The following is an 18,691-nucleotide window of genomic DNA, read 5'->3' as shown; positions in this document are numbered from 1 at the left end:
AATGCATGTATTAATAACGGGAGGTTCTGGAGTAATAGGGCAAGAGCTTGTAAAAGGATTTTTATCTAAGGGCTATGATGTCTCATTTACATCCACTTCTGAGGATAGTGCTGGCAAGGTTTTAGAAAGGTTTGTTGATCACAAAGATAAACTGCGCGCATTAATTGTTGAATTTAATCATGAGACAGATGTAGAAGAGTTTGTTAGAGAAAATGTTGGTAAATACACACATCTAATTAACAATGCTAGATCTTTGAAAAGCGTAGTTGTTGAAGAAAATGGATTTTCATCATCAAGCAACATCCATAAAGAATTATTTATGTCTGTAACATTGCCATACCTACTATCTTGTGGTTTCGTTGATACATTAAAGTCTATTGTTAATATATCATCTATGTATGGTGTAGTTGCCTTTAATAGAAACTTATATGAAGATGGATATAACTCCTCTCCAATACAATATAGTATAGCAAAAGCAGCTCAAATACATCTTACTAAGGAACTAGCTGTAAGATTTGCAGATAGAGGGATAAGAGTTAATACGGTGTCATTTGGTGGTGTTGAAGGTAGAGTTAGTGATGAATTTAAAAAAAGATATGCTAAGCTTTGTCCAGCAGGTGAGATGTTAAAGAAAGAGGAGCTTTTTGATCCTGTATGGTTTGTCTCAAGTAGTGTGTCGAAAAGTCTAACTGGACATAACTTGATAGTAGATGGAGGCTGGTCAATATGGTAGCAAAGACAGTTGCGATTATACCTGCTAGAGGTGGATCAAAACGGATACCTAAAAAAAATATTGTAGATTTTTTGGGTGAGCCAATGATATCTAAAACAATTCAAGCAGCTCTAAAAAGTGGCTGTTTTGACAAGGTTGTTGTATCAACAGATAGTCAAGAAATTGCGGATGTCGCAAAGAAGTATGGTGCAGAAGTTCCATTTTTAAGAAATGAATATGCTGATGATGTTTCTCCGGTAAGTGATGTGATAATAAATACTCTCAAACAACTAGAGTCACTGGGCTATAAATATGATAATGTGGTAAGTTTGATGCCGAACTGTCCACTTAGAGATAGTGATGATATCTTACAGATGTATAAGGTGTTTGAGAAAGAGGGTTATGACTTTTTGTTAAGTGCTTTTTCGTATGGATATACTAATCCATGGTGGGCTCATCTAAAATCTGGCAATGAATACAAACCTTTGTTCCCGGAGCAAATACAAAAAAGATCTCAAGACTTGGAAGAACTTTTGTGTCCTTCTGGAGCAGTATGGATAGCAGATGTTAAGAAGCTTTATGACTCTGGTAGTTTTTATGGTAAAGGCTATGCGTTTCATGAACTTTCTTATTTTAGTGCGGTTGATATTGATGATTTTGACGACTTAGCATTAGCCAAAGCATTTTATTTAGTAAGGAAAGGTTCTGGTGAATGTTCTAATTAGAGCTGACTCTTCATCAAGTATTGGTACAGGGCATATCATGAGAGATCTTGTACTAGCATCGCAGTTTGAAAATGTAACTTTTGCGACAAGAGATTTATCAGGGAATATTAACTTCAAGATCAAGGAAGCTGGTTATAACCTTGAAATAGTTAAAGATAATACATTAGCTGAGTTATCAAGAGTTGTTGATATATGTAGTCCGGATTTAGTTATAATTGATAACTATGATATTAATTATAATTTTGAAAGAGATCTTAAAGATAAATATCCAAACATTCAGCTTATGGTGTTTGATGATGTTTATCAAAAGCATTATTGTGATATTTTGATAAATCATAATGTTAGTGCTGATAAAACAAGATATAAAGGATTAGTACCAGAGCGATGTGAACTTCGTTGCGGATCGAAATATACTCTAATAAGACCAGAGTTTTATGAGTATCGAGAAAAGCCTAAACAAAAAAATAAAGTTCCTCATGTGTTTTTGGCAATGGGGGGAGCTGATCATAGTAATATAAATATCCCAATCCTTGAGGTTATTCGAGAAATTGGTGGTATACATGTAAATGTCTTGACGACTACGACAAATAGAAATTTGGAGCAACTAAAAGAGTTTTGTTTAGATAAGTCTTGGATAACAATACATATTAATTCTATTGAAGTCGCAAAGCTAATGCATGAAAGCGATTTTGCTATTGTATCGCCAAGTGTCACGCTAAATGAAGTATTGTTTATGAGGTTACCATTTACTGCGATAATGACTGCTGATAATCAACTTGATATGTATGATTATTTAGAAAAAAAAGGTTATTTGTTATTAGAAAAAATGGACCAAAGACTTTTAAAGATAAATGTCTTGAAGCTAATGCAAGATATTAAGAATTAAATATCAGGGAGAGTTAGATGAGAATTTTAGTTTTAGGTGGTACCAAATTTGTAGGTCTTGAGTTCTTAAAAAATATAGATAAATCAATAAATGAAGTCTATGTGATTTCAAGACGAGCTGTTGATGTTGAGGGTGTAAAATCAATAGCTCTAGAGCGAGATGATAGGAAAGAGTTAGAGAATGCGATTATCTCAGTAGATCCAGATGTTATATTAGATATGATTTGTTATAACCAAAGGCAGGCGAATGATATCATAAATATAAGTTCTAAGCTTAGAAATTTAAATCATTATATTATGATTTCTACATTCTTCATATATAACTACTCTGATGTATATGAAGGTTTTGAAATAATTAATGAAGAACTCATAAGAGATAGTTATACAAAGAATAAATATTTAGCTGAAAAGGCTATCTATAACAGCTCTTTATTTGATAAGGCCACTATTATAAGACCACCGTTTATAATTGCATATGATGATTACAGTCAGAGATTTCAATTTTTGATAGGGTCAATAAGGTCAAATACTATTGTTATAGATGAATTTAGAAATTCATTTATTTCTAAAAATGAAATGGCTAAGGCTTTACTTAAACTAATTTGTGAGTCGCCTTTAGGCTTTTTAGACTTAGCAAATAAAGGTTGTGTTTCTTTGAAAGATATAGTTGATATTGTATCAAATGTTCTTAATCAAGAGTTTGATAAGTTGACTTATGGTAAAAGAGAAGTTTATCAGTTAGATAGAAGTATTTGTCTGGACTCAAAGCATTTAAATCTATTTGATTTGAAAGATATTAGAGATGTTTTAGTCGAAGAAATTGGCAGTTTAAAATGAAAATTATAGTTTTTTCGGATATTCATGGCAATATATATGCCTTAGAAGAAGCTCTAAAGTTGATGAGATTACATAATCCAGATGCGTATTTATTTTTGGGTGATATAGCGGGATACTACTATTATCAAAATGAATGTGTTGATTTGTTGCTTGGATTTAAAAATTTGATATCAATAAAAGGAAATCATGATTTATATTTTCTAAATTCGTATCCATCTAAAGATTTTAAATTGCTAGATGAAAAGTATGGTAAATCATATTCTATGTTGGGTGAAAACATATCACATAGTACGTTAGAATTTTTGAAGAATATGCAAGAGTTTGAGAAGAATGATTTATTTGAGGCCTATCACGGCTCACCTAAGGATTATTTTAATGGATATATATATCCAGATAATGAATCAAAAAGTTTTTTAGAAACTGTAAGTGCTAACTACCTATTTTTAGGTAATACGCATTATGACATGAGAAAGCAGTATGCTAAAATGAAAGTTATAAACCCTGGATCAATAGGTCAACCTAGAAATAGCAAAAAGCCAAGTTTTTGTGTAGTAGATTTTAACAATAGCACAGAAGAGATGGTTTATTTTAGTTATGATAAATCTAAATTACTTGATGATATTAGAAGATACGATCCAGATAAGAATTATTTAACAAGAGTTTTGATGAGAGATGAGTAAGAAGATTTTGGTAACCTCTGCTGGGGGTGATATTGGTATGAATATCATCAATATACTACTTAAGCAAAAAGTCTTTAATTGTGAAATTTTTGCGGTAGATATTAAAGATATTATTTTTAGTCAAAGCCAAGTAGATTTTTTTTCTAAGGTTCCTAGAACAAGTGATGACAGCTATACTGATATTATTAACAAAATAATATTTGATAATAATATTGACTTAATCATACCGGCATCAGAGTATGATATTAACTTTTTTAATTCAAACAGAGAATTATATAAAGAAAAAGTAAATATATTAATTAATAATACGACAATTATTAAGAACTTTTTGGACAAGAAGATTACATCTGAGTTTTTGACTGATATTAATATTCCCGTACCTAAAACATGGAGTTTGAAGGATTATAATATTTTTGAGGGGTATGATATTATCGTCAAGGCTGCAAGATCAACAGTTACAAAAAAAATTCTTAAAATTGAAAGTCAAGAACAGCTTGATCAACTAAGAGAAGGGATAGATGATTTAAGCCAATATATAGTCCAAGAATATATTGGAAGTATAGATCAAGAGTTAACAACTGCGGTTTATAGAGATGATAATATTTTTGAGGTTATTTCTTTTAAAAGAAGACTGATAGGCGGAATGACAGGTTATGCTGAGATATACAAGTCCGACCGTCTAGAAAGTTATGCAAAAAAAATTGCAGAAGAAACTAACCTAAAAGGAAGTATAAACATACAAAGTAGGAAGTATAACAACGACTACTTCATTTTTGAAATAAACCCAAGAATATCTAGTACAGTATATATACGAGATCATTTTGATTTTAATGATTTGATTTGGTGGTGCTGTAGTCTACTTAATATAAACTATAAAAAATGTCGCGCAGTCAAAGATAGTGGAATAGCTGTATTGGGTTATGTGTATAACTTTTATGATAAAGAAGCTTAAGAGAGTTGTAAAATGAAAATCGGTAATTTTGACATAAGTAAAGATGGTGTGTATATCATAGCAGAGCTAAGTGCAAATCATAATGGTAGCATAAAAAATGCTCTAGATACTATTAAAGCAGCTAAAGAAATAGGTGCAAATGCAATTAAGCTACAGACATATACCGCTGATACGATAACTTTGAATTGCAAGAAAAAAGATTTCTTAATTGCCGGTGAAACTCTTTGGGATGGTAGATATTTGCATGATCTTTATCAAGAGGCTTATACTCCATGGGAATGGCATAAGGAGCTATTTAGTTATGCTAGAGAGATTGGGATTGATATTTTTTCTTCACCTTTTGATAAAACTGCGGTTGATTTTTTAGAACAATTTAATCCTAGTGCATATAAGATCGCGTCATTTGAAATAACAGACTATGAACTTATTAGATATACAGCTTCAAAAGGTAAGCCTATCATAATTTCAACTGGCATTGCGACTATTGATGAAATTCAAGATGCTGTGAGTATTTGTAGAGAAGTTGGTAATCACGATATTATATTGCTTAAGTGTACTAGTGCGTACCCTGCAAAGCTAGAAGATGCGAATTTGGCAATGATTCCAAGTTTAGCTGATACATTTGGTGTTGTTTCTGGATTTTCAGATCATACATTAGGCATCACAGCGCCGGTTGTTGCTACTACTTTGGGAGCTAAGGTAATTGAGAAACATTTTATACTTGATAAGTCTATAGGAGGTGCTGATGCGGGGTTTTCTCTAGACAGAAAAGAGTTTTCTGAGATGATAAATGCTGTAAGAGATGCTGAGAAGTTACTCGGAAGAGTTGACTACTCTTTAACAGAAAAAAGGAAAAAAAGTAGGCAGTTTGCTAGAAGTCTTTATGTTGCACAAGATATAAAGAAAGGAGATGTCTTTACCGAAGACAATATCCGCAGCGTTAGGCCAGGTATGGGTATGCATCCTAAATATTTAAAAGATATTTTAGGCAAAGTAGCCGAGAAGGATTATGAGTTCGGCGATAGATTTGATGGTTAGTAGTGGCTTTGGTAACTAGTGTAAATGGAGTCTGATATTTTGAATTCTAGATTAATGTATTTTATAAAGTCTGCTTTTATAGGCATTATTGTGGTAGTATATTGGCTTTCTATATTTATGTACGTCAAGAGTATCAAGTTTCTCAAAAACAATAAATTAACTATTTATATCAGATTTACTATATTACCATTTATAAGTCTTATGTTTACAAGACTTATACATTTAGTTATTCCATATATATACTATAAATCTAAAGACTTTTTGTTTAAAGTATTGCGAGTAATCCTTAAGCTTACTGGTATATATGGTTTAGTTAAAGGTATAAAGAAAAGAGCAAAAAAATAGTTCCATGAGTGATTTCTTGTGTGTTATATTCGCGACTAAATACTAGGTGTATTAATGAAAAAAATAAATGTATTGATAAACTGTAAATGGATATTAATAGACATTAAAAGATTAATAGAGCGCTTAAGAGAAAATCAGGCAATAGGTACTATATATATAGTGCTTACTTATGAGAATGTGATTTTTAATAAAGATATTATGATTCATAACAATGCTGTTAATCTTGATAAGTGTAAAGAGCAGTTTCCTAATTGTGAGTTTATAGTATACAGAAATGCTTATGTAATTGATTCTCTTATTGTTAGCTTTATCTCAAGATTAGATAATGCTATGGGGTTTTTATCAACGGTACCTGTTAAAGAATTTTATGATTTTGATATTGATAACTTAAATAATATAGATAGTGTAGGAGCATTTGCCTCTAATAATAGGTATCCAGATGGTTTTAAATTTACTACACAAGCGGTAGAGCAGGGTCTTGATATATATGGTTATTTTACAAATCTTTTCAAAGATAATGACATAAGTATTGTATATAACGTCTCGCAAAACCATTATTTGTCTGATTATATGCTTGAGAAAGCTGCTATAGACTCTGATTGTGTTTCGAAAGTCGTACATAGGCGAGATTTAGGGTTTTCTGATACTAATATGAGGCGATTTTGTTTGATTGACTCTAAATACAAAACTATTCTTAAGTCTTTAAATTCTTTTAAAGAAAATAATGCTGAAAATATAAGTATGTATAGGGACGCTGGACAAATTAGTGAAAAGCGAAAGCCTCTTCAAGAAATGTTTTCTGTCATGACATCATATCAACTTTACAGAGTAGTAAAATTCGAGTTGTATAAAAGATTGTATTTTTTCCCAGTTTATCTCAAGGGGCTTAAGGCTTTTTATGACAAACTTTGTACCACTCCTTGTAGTTCAGACAAATATGTTTTGTTTCCTCTTCATTTTGAGCCTGAAAGCACTATCTCTCCGAGTGATGGTATTAATGCTTTACAGTTATATAATCTTAAAATACTTAGATCTGTACTGCCGGAAGGTTGGAAAATATATGTAAAAGAGCATCCTACTCAATTTAATGAGAAAGCATATACTATGGAAGAGTATGTTGAGGCTTTACCGCAGTATAAGAATAAAAGATTCTACAAATATATTAGTGAGATTAATGATGTGTATTTGATCAGAACGGAGTTCAATCAGAAAGCGCTTATAGAGGGCTCGCAAATTGTAACATCTAATTCGGGAAGTGTTTTTATGGAGGCATCTTCTTGTAACAAGCCATGTCTTGCATTTGGCAAAAATGCATTTGCATCTATGTTTTCTAATGTTTGGACTGTGCATAATATCAATGACTGTAAAAAAGCTATACAAGAAATAATTAATAGCACAGAGATAAAGACTGACTATATAGAAGTATTGAATAATTATTCTATGCAAAGCCCTAAAACAGACTGTCCTTCAGAGCCTATTACTCACTTGCTTAAAGAATTGATAGATTAAGATTACATAAATGAATTTTGTAAAAAATAAGATTGTATCACTACGAAGTCCACTATATGACTTCTAGTTTATTTAACTATATAATATGATATGCGGTTTAAAATTGTTTCTAACTTATAAACTAGGACATTAAATGGAGTCAGAAAAAAGGTTCTTATCTTTAGTAATGGTTTATGATCAAAATAAATATCATTTACTGAAGAAAAGTTTACAAAGTGTATGTGAGCAAAGTGCTAGAGATAAAGTCAGCGTGTTGATAGTAGATACTAGTGGTGATTTGGATTTAAATGATAAGTTATTTACCGATCTACTACCTTTAGAATTTAATAGTATGAAAAAGCCAGATTTTTCATACTATGAGGCATTGAATGCGGGTGTTTCGATAATTTCTACAGAATGGGTTTGTTTTTTACAGCTGGGAGATGTATACGCCTCTAAGAATGTTATTGAAGAGGCTATTTTTATAGTTAAAAATAACGCTGCTGATGTATATTATGGAAATTCATTAAGATTAACTAATACAGTATTAGGCACATATAGAACTGAAATTGCTGAATCAGTAGAAACTATTGCTAAAAAACAACCATTTCTCTCGGAGTCGTGTATTTTTAAGTCAAATATTTTGAAAGCTTATATGTTTAATACTTTCTACGAATACGCGGCAGAGTACGACTTATTTATAAGATTATTTAAAGATGAAGTATCTTTTTTTTATTTGCCGTTAGCTATTTCAAAAAGTAGTGATTCGAAATCTTTTAATGAAAGATTTGAAAGGCTTTTTATTATTTCTAAATACTTTGGTGATGATTTAGTTAAGAGTAGTTATTTTAAGCCATATATTCGTCTTAGAGAAGATGAGAATGGTAAGTTGATTCCTTTACATGAGAGTATTAGAAGTCTTGAAAATCTTATTGAGAAACAGAAATCTGTCCTTGATGCAAGACAGGGCGAGGTCGATCAAATTAAAACTACAATGATCTATAAGCTAGCTAAGAGAATTGATAATATGTTATCTGTTGTTTTTGGGAGCCATAAATGAAAAAAATATCGGTAATAACAGTTGTTTATAATGGACAAAATGTTATTGAACGAACTATTAATAGTGTTGTATCTCAGACTTATAGAGAAAATATAGAATATATAATTATTGATGGTGCCTCGAAAGATAATACTTTAAATATAGTCAAAAAATATGAACAAGATATAGACATAATAGTAAGTGAACCTGATAGTGGTATTTATGATGCAATGAATAAAGGTATTGATTTAGCATCTGGTGAATGGATATCTTTTATGAATGCTGATGATATATTTGCTGACAACCATGTGCTCGAGAGAGTTATGAGTATCGTAGATGGTAGTGAAGATGTTATTTGTGGTAGAACTGACTATATATCTGAATCTAATGAGTTTATGTATAAGGATAGTTTAAGACCCGTAGATACGATATTTGATAGAATGCCATTTTGTCCTCAGTCATCATTAGTGAGATCTGAATTATTAAAAGATTTAAAACTTGATACGAGTTTTAGAATCGTAGCTGATTATGATTTTTTCATGAAAATATATCTAAGTAGAGCTAAGTTTAGATATGTAGATTTGACAGTAGCAGTTTTTAGATGGGGAGGATTAAGTACCACTAGTGTATTTACAGCCGCAATTGAAACAATTTATGCTATATTGAAAAATACATCTTCAGAAACCGCAAAAAAAAGTTCAATTTATAAGGATTTAAGATTTTTGGGTATAGATGAGTCTGAATTAGTTCTCCTAGATCAGGCTAATAAAAAATTTATAAGTAAAACACAGGAACTAGAAAATCTAAATAATAGAATTAATATGTTAAATAGTGAAATTGAGAGGTTTTATTCTGCTAAAGTATTTAAGTTTGTAAGAGTTATCACTTCACCATTTAGCAAGGTTGCAAAGATATTTGGTAAATAGAAGTTTTTACAATTTAAGTTATCTAGTATATTTTTGTATTGATACGCAAAAGTCTCTATAGTATAGAGGCCTCTAAATCTGAAAGAAATTGTAATTACCATACGAAGTTTGTATTATTACTGTGAGATTGTGCAAATCTGGAATTATGAGATTTGAAGTGTATTTAAATTAAAATTGATAGTGTTTTAAATGGTTGTTAAAAATAAAAAGCTGGGTATATTTGCAAGAATCCTCAGAAAACTTAAACCTCCTAAAAAAGGTCTTATTGAAAGAAGTATTTTACATGGAAAAAAAGAGTTTTGTGCGATAAAAGAAACTATATTTATAGCTTCTTACGAATCATCACTAACAGCGGAGTCGTTTTTGAATTTGAACCTAAGCGAGTTTCTAAGTGAAAAGTATAATGTGATACATTATGTAGCACAAAAATCTCAGAGCTATAAAGAATACTTAGATAGATGTTTCTTATTAGTTGAAGCAGATGAGTACCAAGGTGATATGCTTCATATAGGTACTGTTATTGATTACCTTAATAAACAATATGGTATAAAAATAGCTATATATAATTCTCTTGAAGTCTTGCCTGTTTTGGAGTCTGCTAATTATGTTGGAGTTGCAACATTATTTATGTTTCAAGATCATGCATTATACAAAAAGGATTGTTTAAATAAAGAATTGTTTGATCTCATGCTTTTTGCTGATGGTATAGTGCTTCCATCAAAAACTATACAGGATAGTTATTTGAAACAACTTATGAAGTTTACTTTAACCGAAGAAGCTCCTAAAAATATGATAGTTAAACAATTACCAGGATGTTTATCAAAGGATATCTTATATTTTGATTTAAATACTGTAGATAATTATAAAAGTATCAGTAATCAGACTAAAGATTATTTAAATTTTTTAAATGAGCAAATTAATTTTTTCCATAAACATAATTGTGAAAATAGACTAATAGTGCATGCCATAAAAGATTCAAATGCTATGAACTTTGACTATATGGGTAATCAATTTAATACCGAAGATGAGGCGATATATAAACATGTAATGTTATATCGTAAGAATATTGCCTATTTAGGTGCTGTAAATCCTAGACCAGGGTTTTCTAATTTAAAATGGCAAATAGAGAATAAAAATGATTATTTTGTTCCTATATATGATGCTCTTAGGAAAGGTAGATTAGCGACCCATGCATGTCATGTAATATCAAGTGATGCGAAGTATGAAACTATAATTTTTAGAGGCAAAATTGCGGTGCATCTACATTTATACTATGTTGATTTATCTGATGAGTTTGCTTCATATTTTAAAAATCTGCCTACAGGATATGATTTATATATCACAACAGTATCTAAAGACAGTGAGGATTATATTAAGCAAAAGTTTTCTAATTGTGGTGCTACAAATGTTGAAATATGTGTGGTATATAATATTGGAAGAGATGTTGGTCCTATGATATTTAATCTTAGAGAGAAATTATATAGTGGCAATTATGAAGTTATAGGACACTTTCATACAAAAAAATCTTTAGGAAATGATAAGGTTATAGGAGATGAGTGGCGAAAATACTTACTTGATAACCTAATAGGTAGTCATGTAAATATGATTTTGAATTTGTTTAATGATAAGGAAATGGGTTTAATTTTTACTGATGATAATACATTTGTTGATATTGGTAAAAATAAGACTTATATTGATAGCCTTTCTAAAATATTGGGACTTGGAAATATAGAGCAAACTCCAGTATTTCCCGTAGGAAATATGTTTTGGGCAAGAACAGAAGCAATTAGAGACTTTTTTGAGCTTAATAAAGAAGGTATTTTGCAAAGAGAACCATTGCCTGTGGATGGCAGCTATCTACATGCATTAGAAAGGCTTACACCTTATATTGCCGAGAAAAATGGCTATAAATATACTACTATTTATACACTGGGAACAAGTCATAGAAGTGAGAATAAGCTTGGCTCTTAGATTGATTGTGAATTATTTAGTAAAGATATTTGTTTATAATGATGGGAAATGAAAAATGTATAAAGCAAAAAACATATTAGTAACAGGAGCAGCAGGTTTTATAGGTAGCAATTATGTGCGTATGATGTTATCAAGATATAATGATGTGAAAATAGTATCTTATGACAAACTTACTTATGCAGGTAGTTTAGATAATCTAAAAGATCTAGAAAATGAACATAATCATACTTTTATCAAAGGAGATATTTGTGATGAAGCGTTAGTATATGAGACTCTTAAGAATCATAATATTGAAACTATAGTGCATTTTGCAGCAGAATCTCATGTGGACAACTCAATTGCTAATCCTAAGGTATTTTTGGAGACAAATGTAATAGGTACATTTACACTTTTAGATTGTGCTAAAAGATACTGGTTGGATGAGTTAAGATTAGATGAAACTAATTGTAAGTTCCACCATGTATCTACAGATGAGGTGTATGGTACATTATCAAAAGATGATCCGGCATTCACAGAGACAAAGGCGTATGAGCCTAACTCGCCATATTCTGCATCTAAAGCAGGGTCTGATCACATTGCTAGGGCATATCATCATACTTATAAATTACCAGTTACGATTTCGAATTGCTCAAATAACTATGGCCCATATCAACATCCTGAGAAGCTAATTCCAGTTGTGATTAATAGCTGTATTAACCAAAAGCCTATTCCGGTATACGGAGATGGGTCAAATATCCGTGATTGGCTATATGTGGTAGATCATTGTGATGCTATCCAAACAGTAGTTGAAAAGGGTGTGATAGGAGAAGTTTATAATATAGGAGGTATTAATGAGGTTGATAATCTGACACTTATAAATACTATATGTAAGCTAATGGATGAATATAAGCCTGAGCATGCTCCACATAATAGGCTAATAACATTTGTCGAAGATAGAAAAGGACATGACTGGAGATATGCTATAGATAATAGTAAGATTCAGAACCAGCTAGGTTGGAAACCATCTCAAGACTTTGAGAAAATGTTTAAAGAAACTATTGAGTTTTATTTATAGTGGAGGCTAATTGTGGCATATTATTCAGAAATTCAGTTAGCAACGTTTGGTTTTAAATCACTAGGTAAGAATGTAAAAATCAGTGATAAAGCCAGTATATATAATCATGAGCAAATAGAGATTGGTGACAACTCTAGGATAGATGACTTTTGCGTAGTCTCAGGCAATATTAAAATAGGTCGTAATGTCCATATTACCCCTAAGTGTTTGGTTGCTGGAGGCACTGAGGGTATAGTTTTTGAGGATTTTACTACTATCGCCTATGGTGTAATGGTTTTTACACAGTCAGATGACTATAGCGGTGTCACGATGACAAACTCAACCGTGCCCATGAAGTACAAAAACGAATATAAAAAAGCCATTATAATAAAAAAACATACTATAGTCGGGGCAGGCTCTACTATTATGCCAGGAGTAATACTTGCTGAAGGAACTTCTGTAGGTGCTATGTCACTTATTTTAAAAGATACAAAGCCTTGGTGTATTTATGCTGGATCTCCAGCAAAGATAATAAAACAAAGGAGTAAAGGTTTGTTAAATTTAGAAGCTAAGTATCTAGAGAGTGAAGGTTAAGTATGAAACTATCTATAGTGATACCACTGTATCAAAATGAAAAAAATATACCTATCACTTATTCAAAGCTAAAAGAAGAAGTAATCCCATATTTAGATAACTATGAAATAATATTTGTCGATGATGGCTGTAAGGATAACTCATATCAAGAGGCTATGAAATTGCGAGAAATAGATAATAATGTAAAAGTTATTAAGCTCTCGAGAAATTTTGGTCAACATGTGGCAATATATGCTGGATTAGAACATATATCTGGTGATTGTGCTGCTGTCATATCGGCAGATTTACAAGATCCTCCTAGCTTGCTAGTAGAAATGGTTGAAAAGTATAAACAAGGAAATAAAGTAGTGCTTGCCATTAGAGAATCAAGAGATGAAAAATGGTCGCAAAAACTTTTTTCAAAAGTATATTATAAGTTAATGCGAAAGTTTGCCATAAAAGATATGCCAAAGGGTGGCTTTGACTGTTTTCTGGCGGATAAACAAGTCATAGAAGTACTAACAAGCATAGAAGAGAAAAACACATCATTATTTGCACAGGTGCTTTGGTTAGGTTTTAAACGAGCTGAAATTCACTATACTCGGCGCTCAAGAGATATTGGTAAATCTGGCTGGACACTTTCAAAAAAAATAAAACTCGTAGTTGATTCACTACTGGCATTTTCATATGTGCCAATCAGAGCTATTTCTATTATAGGTATAGTTGATTGTATCATATGCGTCATAATGGCTATATATATTATCTTACAGAAAATATTGTTTGGAGCAAACCCTGGTTGGTCATCTATCATGGTAGTTATATTATTTACATCTGGGGTTCAGATGCTCACACTTGGTATTATTGGTGAATATCTATGGAGAAACTTTGATGAAAGTAGAAAAAGACCTCTGTATGTGCTGGATAGTAAACATGGTTTGTGACTTTATTCGTAAATACGCATCTTTTATCAAGTTTTGTATTATAGCTGTTGTATATAACTTATTTGCATATCTGATCTTTGTAATATTTATATTATTGGATGCTAATTATCTAGTTGCTAGCACTATAGCTTTTATATTAGGAGTCGTTGTTAGCTTAGTCATGAATAAATCATTTGTTTTTAAAACTAGAATATATAGCGTGAGGCTAATCACAAAATATCTATTATTTTATATATTTTTACTATGCTTTAATCTTTGTTCCCTTCATATGGCAGTCAGCACATTTGATATAAATGTGTATGTTGCTCAGATTATTGTTATCGGATTATCAGCTTTGGTATCATATAATATAATGAGAGTTTTTATATTTAATACCTCTGTGGGGGATAAGAGTGAAAAATAAATATTTATTAATATCAACTTTTTTTTTATTCTGTATTTGTTTATTAATATTTTATGATTCGTATTATTTGCAAGTATGGTCCTCTAATCCTCATGGAGTAAGTGATATTCCTGATCATACCTCACTTATATTAAAGTTTGAAAAAACTAATGCATTCCCTGTTTATAGCTTTTGGTATGTGCTCGTATATCTATGTTCCTTTATGTCAAGCAGTTACAATACATTGGCATATGTTAGTATTATGTTGCTATCATTTCTTATAATAATGAAATATCTAATAACATATCAAATTATATCCTTTGGTAATAAACATAAGGATCAAGATTTATTTTTGGTAATAATAAGCATTACAATGATGTTTGTAATGCCTATAGTTAGTTTTTACAGTAACTCAAGAGGATATGTTCATATATACTTAGGTGGTATATCACCTAACCAATGGCATAATAGCACTTTAATTTTAGCAATGCCATTTTATTTATTGTTATTCGATTATTCTATTAGAAAAATTTATACTAATAATGTTAATTTCATTATTATTTTAATCCTTATTGCAGTAAGTATATTAGCAAAGCCCAATTTTGTACTAGCGTTTATTCCATGTTTAGTCACTTATACAATTTTATTATCAATAAAGTCATCAGAAAAGAAATGTAGCATAACAAAAGCTATTATTATTATATTAGTATCTTCGCTGCTATTAATGTTTCAGTATTATTATACATATATAAACAATGATACTTTTATACACCCATCAAAAACAATTTTTGCGCCATTTTTGGTTTGGAATTTGTATTCGACTCATATATGGCTATCATGTTTGCTTTCATTTGCATTTCCTCTAGCGGTGACAGTGATTTATTTTAATCAAATAAAAAAAGATATATATGTAAATATTGCTTGGGGTACTGTTTTGATTGCAACATTAATGGTGGCTGTGTTAGCAGAGTGGCCAAATTATAGTGCTGGTAATTATTTTTGGGGAGCAATTGCTGCTAACTTTATACTTTTTATTTATTGCACAAGATTTCTGATAGCACAAAAGCTATGCTTCAAAAAGATTTTTTGTTACTGTATACTTGTACTTCATCTTGTTTCAGGAGTTTTGCTTTTATTATTATTTTTTTATAAAGGAAACACTCTTATTTTTTAAAAGTAGTTTAATAACATAGGAATTCTCAATGATACCATTTAACAAACCTTGTATAGTGGATAATACTATAAATACTATAAAAGAGTCTTTTAATACAGAAAAGGTCTCTGGTGATGGTATTTTCACTAAAAAATGTAATCAATGGTTCGAAGATAAATTTGAATGTAAAAAAGCATTATTAACAACCTCATGTACTCATGCTCTAGAGATGGCAGCTATACTCATAGATATTCAAGAGGGTGATGAGGTTATTATGCCATCATATACTTTTGTATCTACTGCAAATGCCTTTGTATTGAGAGGGGCTAAGGTGGTTTTTGTAGATATTCGCTCAGATACGATGAATATTGATGAAGCAAAGATTGAGTCTGCTATAACGCGCAAAACAAAAGCAATAGTCCCTGTACACTATGCTGGAGTGGCATGTGATATGGATACTATTATGGAAATTGCAAATAGGTATGGCTTATATGTAGTAGAAGATGCTGCACAAGGAGTTATGTCAACATACAAGGGTAAAGCCTTGGGAACTATAGGGGATATTGGTTGTTTTAGTTTTCATGAAACTAAAAATTATTCTATGGGTGAGGGAGGAGCTATTATTATAAATAATCCTGATTTTGTAGAGAGAGCGGAGATAATTAGAGAAAAAGGTACAGATAGAAGTAAGTTTTTACGAGGGCAAGTCGATAAGTATACTTGGGTAGATATGGGTAGTTCTTATTTGCCGAGTGATATAAATGCTGCTTATTTATACTCTCAGTTAAAGATGGCTGATGAAATTAATGATAAACGAATTGTTCTATGGGATGAATATGCTAAAGAGTTAAAAGAGCTAGAAGAAAAAGGTTATATTTCTTTACCTAAAGTACCAAGCGAATGTAAGCATAATGCCCATATGTTTTATATAAAGGCAAGATCATTAGAAGAAAGAACAAACCTTATAGAGTATCTAAAGGATAATGGAATTATGGCTGTATTTCACTATGTGCCATTACATTCATCACCATTTGGTGAAAAGTATACATCATTTAATGGTAATGATATTTATACAACGAAAGATAGTGAAAGATTGGTTAGATTACCTTTGTATTATGATTTGACTAAAAAAGATATTCGCTATATTTGTAGACATTTGTTTGACTATATGAGTTCTAAAAAATGTTAAATAAAATTAGCAATATACCTGATAAGTATTTGAGAGTAGATATTCGTTCCATTGCAACCATATCATTTGTAATTTACTATTTATGGATTTTTATATATGCAGAGCAAAATTTTCAACAATTTAGCTATCTTAGAGTTTTATTTGCTGCATTAGCTTTTTTAATTTTATTCCTATTTATGGTTAAATTGTTTGTGAGAGATTTTTTTAAAGATAGGTTGAATGTCGGCTATGTTGATATTGTAACTTCTATCTTTATTGTGTTTGTTTTAATTGTATTTACAAAATCAATTATGTTATTTTGGATGAAGCCAGGTAGTTATGATCCTTTTTATCCATTATTAAATGCGGAATCGGGTCTTTGGCATAGAGATACAGCATTTCATGTGTCACTTATTCAAAGTATACTTAATTTTGGTTATCCTAGTATTGCTGAGAATAATACGCCTATTACTATATATCATGTATTGAGCCATTATATAGATGCTATCATTGTTTGTCTTGTAGGAGTTCAGCCTTATGATAGTTATGGTTTATTTTTTTGTTTTAAAATATCTTTATACTTATCTAGTATCTTAGTTTTTGTAACTTCAATTTTTAGAAAAAATAGTATTATAGCTCTGTTATTATCTCTTCTGATACTGATATATTTGTTTAATGATATGTGGGGAAATGCTGTTGGTTCCGAAGGCTTGTGGTTTACTTCTGTTTTGCTTCTATTGAGCTTTGGTTTTACTATTGAAAAAGTTTCTAATAATGAATACACATTTAAATCATTTGTTGTAATAAGCATTTTAATTATTACTATTTCTATAGGGAAAGTGTCAACTGGCTTTATGTATGCTTCATTTATAGGTTTTTTACTTTTATTCAATCATTACAGAAATAAATATGTTTATGTTACAGGTATTATTTGGTTAATATTTTTCTATTTTTTCCAGAAACTTTTAGTTGGGGTTGCAGGAGGAGAAGTAAATCAAGAGGTTTTAAGCTTACTACAGATTATCGAGCAATATATATCATACTTTATTCATCCATCTTTTAGATTATGTGAATCTTATATACTACTTTTTATAATATTTATTCAGAGTATTTTGTTTAGAAAAAATAAAAGGTTTTATTTTTTTTTGCCGGCCTTTATAACACTTATGGTTTTAGGTTTTGTAGTATCTTCGAATAAAGAGTTAAGTACTGCAGATATAATGTATTTCGAAATTGGTTATAATTCAATATTAAGTATGCTTGTTATATATATGCTAATTAACCAATATAATAATTCTAAAAGCAGAATGCCTTATAACATCTTACTTGTGACATTACTGTTACTAGCTTCTCATAGCTATTTAGCAGTTTTTAGTAATTCTCAATTGAGCATACGACTACCAAACTATTATCAAAGTTATACGCCATTATTGAATGGTAAGAGTACTTTATATGGCTTTAGAAATTATTTATATAAATATATGCAACAGCATAATTTAACTAAAAGAAATTCAGTATTATATATACCAAAAGAGATATATGATACTGAATTAGAAATGTATATAAAAAAATATCCTTATCCTGGTAATAAGAACTGGACGGGAATGCTAATATATGCTATTAACGGAGTTCCTTTGCTATACGGTGCAAATAGCAAACCTAGTGATGGTTATGGGTATATAGATTATGGTAAATCAGCACAGTGGGTATCTCAAAATGATTTTGATACTATTTCAGCATGTAATATTGCGGATGGTAAAACTATTATAGTTGTGGACAGCTATATTAATAAGAAATTAGATTTAATACGTTGTTAATACTATTATATATTGCTTTTATTTGA

The 18,691-nt window shown here is 30.5% G+C and carries 18 protein-coding genes; all 18 read left to right on the top strand.

Annotated elements, in window-relative coordinates; all coding sequences use genetic code 11:
• Nucleotide 1: 1 nt before the first annotated feature.
• The 18 genes from IMS64_RS07010 to IMS64_RS06925 all read left to right on the top strand — a co-directional run bounded on the left by IMS64_RS07010 (nucleotide 2) and on the right by IMS64_RS06925 (nucleotide 18,665).
• Nucleotides 2–733: an SDR family oxidoreductase gene (locus IMS64_RS07010; protein WP_211490259.1), complete on the top strand. Its 732-nt coding sequence runs from the start codon at nucleotides 2–4 to the stop codon at nucleotides 731–733.
• Entirely contained in the window at nucleotides 727–1,437 is a 711-nt protein-coding gene (locus tag IMS64_RS07005) for an acylneuraminate cytidylyltransferase family protein (protein ID WP_211490258.1), read from the top strand. The genes IMS64_RS07010 and IMS64_RS07005 overlap by 7 nt, the downstream gene beginning before the upstream one ends.
• Nucleotides 1,421–2,323, top strand: a complete 903-nt coding sequence (pseG, locus tag IMS64_RS07000) for a UDP-2,4-diacetamido-2,4,6-trideoxy-beta-L-altropyranose hydrolase (protein WP_211490257.1) — start codon at nucleotides 1,421–1,423, stop codon at nucleotides 2,321–2,323. The genes IMS64_RS07005 and pseG overlap by 17 nt, the downstream gene beginning before the upstream one ends.
• 17 nt (nucleotides 2,324–2,340) lie before the next feature.
• Complete coding sequence (locus IMS64_RS06995) at nucleotides 2,341–3,159, top strand: Rossmann-fold NAD(P)-binding domain-containing protein (RefSeq protein WP_211490256.1); 819 nt, start codon at nucleotides 2,341–2,343, stop codon at nucleotides 3,157–3,159.
• Nucleotides 3,156–3,839 carry a metallophosphoesterase family protein gene (locus IMS64_RS06990; protein ID WP_211490255.1) on the top strand — a complete coding sequence of 228 codons (684 nt, stop codon included), beginning with the start codon at nucleotides 3,156–3,158 and terminating at the stop codon, nucleotides 3,837–3,839. The genes IMS64_RS06995 and IMS64_RS06990 overlap by 4 nt, the downstream gene beginning before the upstream one ends.
• Nucleotides 3,832–4,791 carry an ATP-grasp domain-containing protein gene (locus tag IMS64_RS06985; protein WP_088821534.1) on the top strand — a complete coding sequence of 320 codons (960 nt, stop codon included), beginning with the start codon at nucleotides 3,832–3,834 and terminating at the stop codon, nucleotides 4,789–4,791. Before IMS64_RS06990 ends, IMS64_RS06985 begins: the two co-directional genes overlap by 8 nt.
• Nucleotides 4,792–4,803: 12 nt before the next feature.
• Nucleotides 4,804–5,829, top strand: coding sequence for a pseudaminic acid synthase (gene pseI / locus IMS64_RS06980; protein ID WP_088821533.1), 1,026 nt, complete (start codon nucleotides 4,804–4,806; stop codon nucleotides 5,827–5,829).
• 399 nt (nucleotides 5,830–6,228) lie between these two features.
• Complete coding sequence (locus IMS64_RS06975; RefSeq protein WP_211490254.1) at nucleotides 6,229–7,683, top strand: hypothetical protein; 1,455 nt, start codon at nucleotides 6,229–6,231, stop codon at nucleotides 7,681–7,683.
• 133 nt (nucleotides 7,684–7,816) lie between these two features.
• Complete coding sequence (locus tag IMS64_RS06970; RefSeq protein WP_211490253.1) at nucleotides 7,817–8,722, top strand: glycosyltransferase family protein; 906 nt, start codon at nucleotides 7,817–7,819, stop codon at nucleotides 8,720–8,722.
• The gene (locus IMS64_RS06965) at nucleotides 8,719–9,627 is read left to right on the top strand and encodes a glycosyltransferase family 2 protein (RefSeq protein ID WP_211490252.1); all 909 of its coding nucleotides are present in this window, start codon (nucleotides 8,719–8,721) and stop codon (nucleotides 9,625–9,627) included. The genes IMS64_RS06970 and IMS64_RS06965 overlap by 4 nt, the downstream gene beginning before the upstream one ends.
• Before the next feature lie 189 nt (nucleotides 9,628–9,816).
• Complete coding sequence (locus IMS64_RS06960) at nucleotides 9,817–11,598, top strand: rhamnan synthesis F family protein (RefSeq protein ID WP_211490251.1); 1,782 nt, start codon at nucleotides 9,817–9,819, stop codon at nucleotides 11,596–11,598.
• 55 nt (nucleotides 11,599–11,653) lie between these two features.
• Nucleotides 11,654–12,652, top strand: coding sequence for a dTDP-glucose 4,6-dehydratase (gene rfbB / locus IMS64_RS06955; protein ID WP_211490250.1), 999 nt, complete (start codon nucleotides 11,654–11,656; stop codon nucleotides 12,650–12,652).
• 12 nt (nucleotides 12,653–12,664) lie between these two features.
• On the top strand, nucleotides 12,665–13,225 hold the full coding sequence (locus IMS64_RS06950) for an acyltransferase (RefSeq protein WP_211490249.1): 561 nt from the start codon (nucleotides 12,665–12,667) through the stop codon (nucleotides 13,223–13,225).
• 2 nt (nucleotides 13,226–13,227) lie between these two features.
• Nucleotides 13,228–14,145, top strand: coding sequence for a glycosyltransferase family 2 protein (locus IMS64_RS06945; protein ID WP_150464499.1), 918 nt, complete (start codon nucleotides 13,228–13,230; stop codon nucleotides 14,143–14,145).
• Nucleotides 14,093–14,548 carry a GtrA family protein gene (locus IMS64_RS06940; protein ID WP_211490248.1) on the top strand — a complete coding sequence of 152 codons (456 nt, stop codon included), beginning with the start codon at nucleotides 14,093–14,095 and terminating at the stop codon, nucleotides 14,546–14,548. The genes IMS64_RS06945 and IMS64_RS06940 overlap by 53 nt, the downstream gene beginning before the upstream one ends.
• A gap of 241 nt (nucleotides 14,549–14,789) precedes the next feature.
• A complete protein-coding gene (locus tag IMS64_RS06935; RefSeq protein ID WP_211490247.1) occupies nucleotides 14,790–15,701 on the top strand; it encodes a hypothetical protein in 912 nt (303 codons plus the stop codon).
• Nucleotides 15,702–15,729: 28 nt separating this feature from the next.
• A complete protein-coding gene (rffA, locus tag IMS64_RS06930; protein WP_211490246.1) occupies nucleotides 15,730–16,869 on the top strand; it encodes a dTDP-4-amino-4,6-dideoxygalactose transaminase in 1,140 nt (379 codons plus the stop codon).
• Nucleotides 16,863–18,665, top strand: coding sequence for a hypothetical protein (locus IMS64_RS06925; protein WP_211490245.1), 1,803 nt, complete (start codon nucleotides 16,863–16,865; stop codon nucleotides 18,663–18,665). The genes rffA and IMS64_RS06925 overlap by 7 nt, the downstream gene beginning before the upstream one ends.
• Nucleotides 18,666–18,691 lie beyond the last annotated feature (26 nt).

Source organism: Francisella philomiragia (assembly GCF_018135955.1).
GTDB lineage: Bacteria > Pseudomonadota > Gammaproteobacteria > Francisellales > Francisellaceae > Francisella > Francisella philomiragia.
The sequence above is the reverse complement of the archived record's forward strand: the minus strand, read 5'-3'. Positions and strand labels throughout refer to the sequence as shown.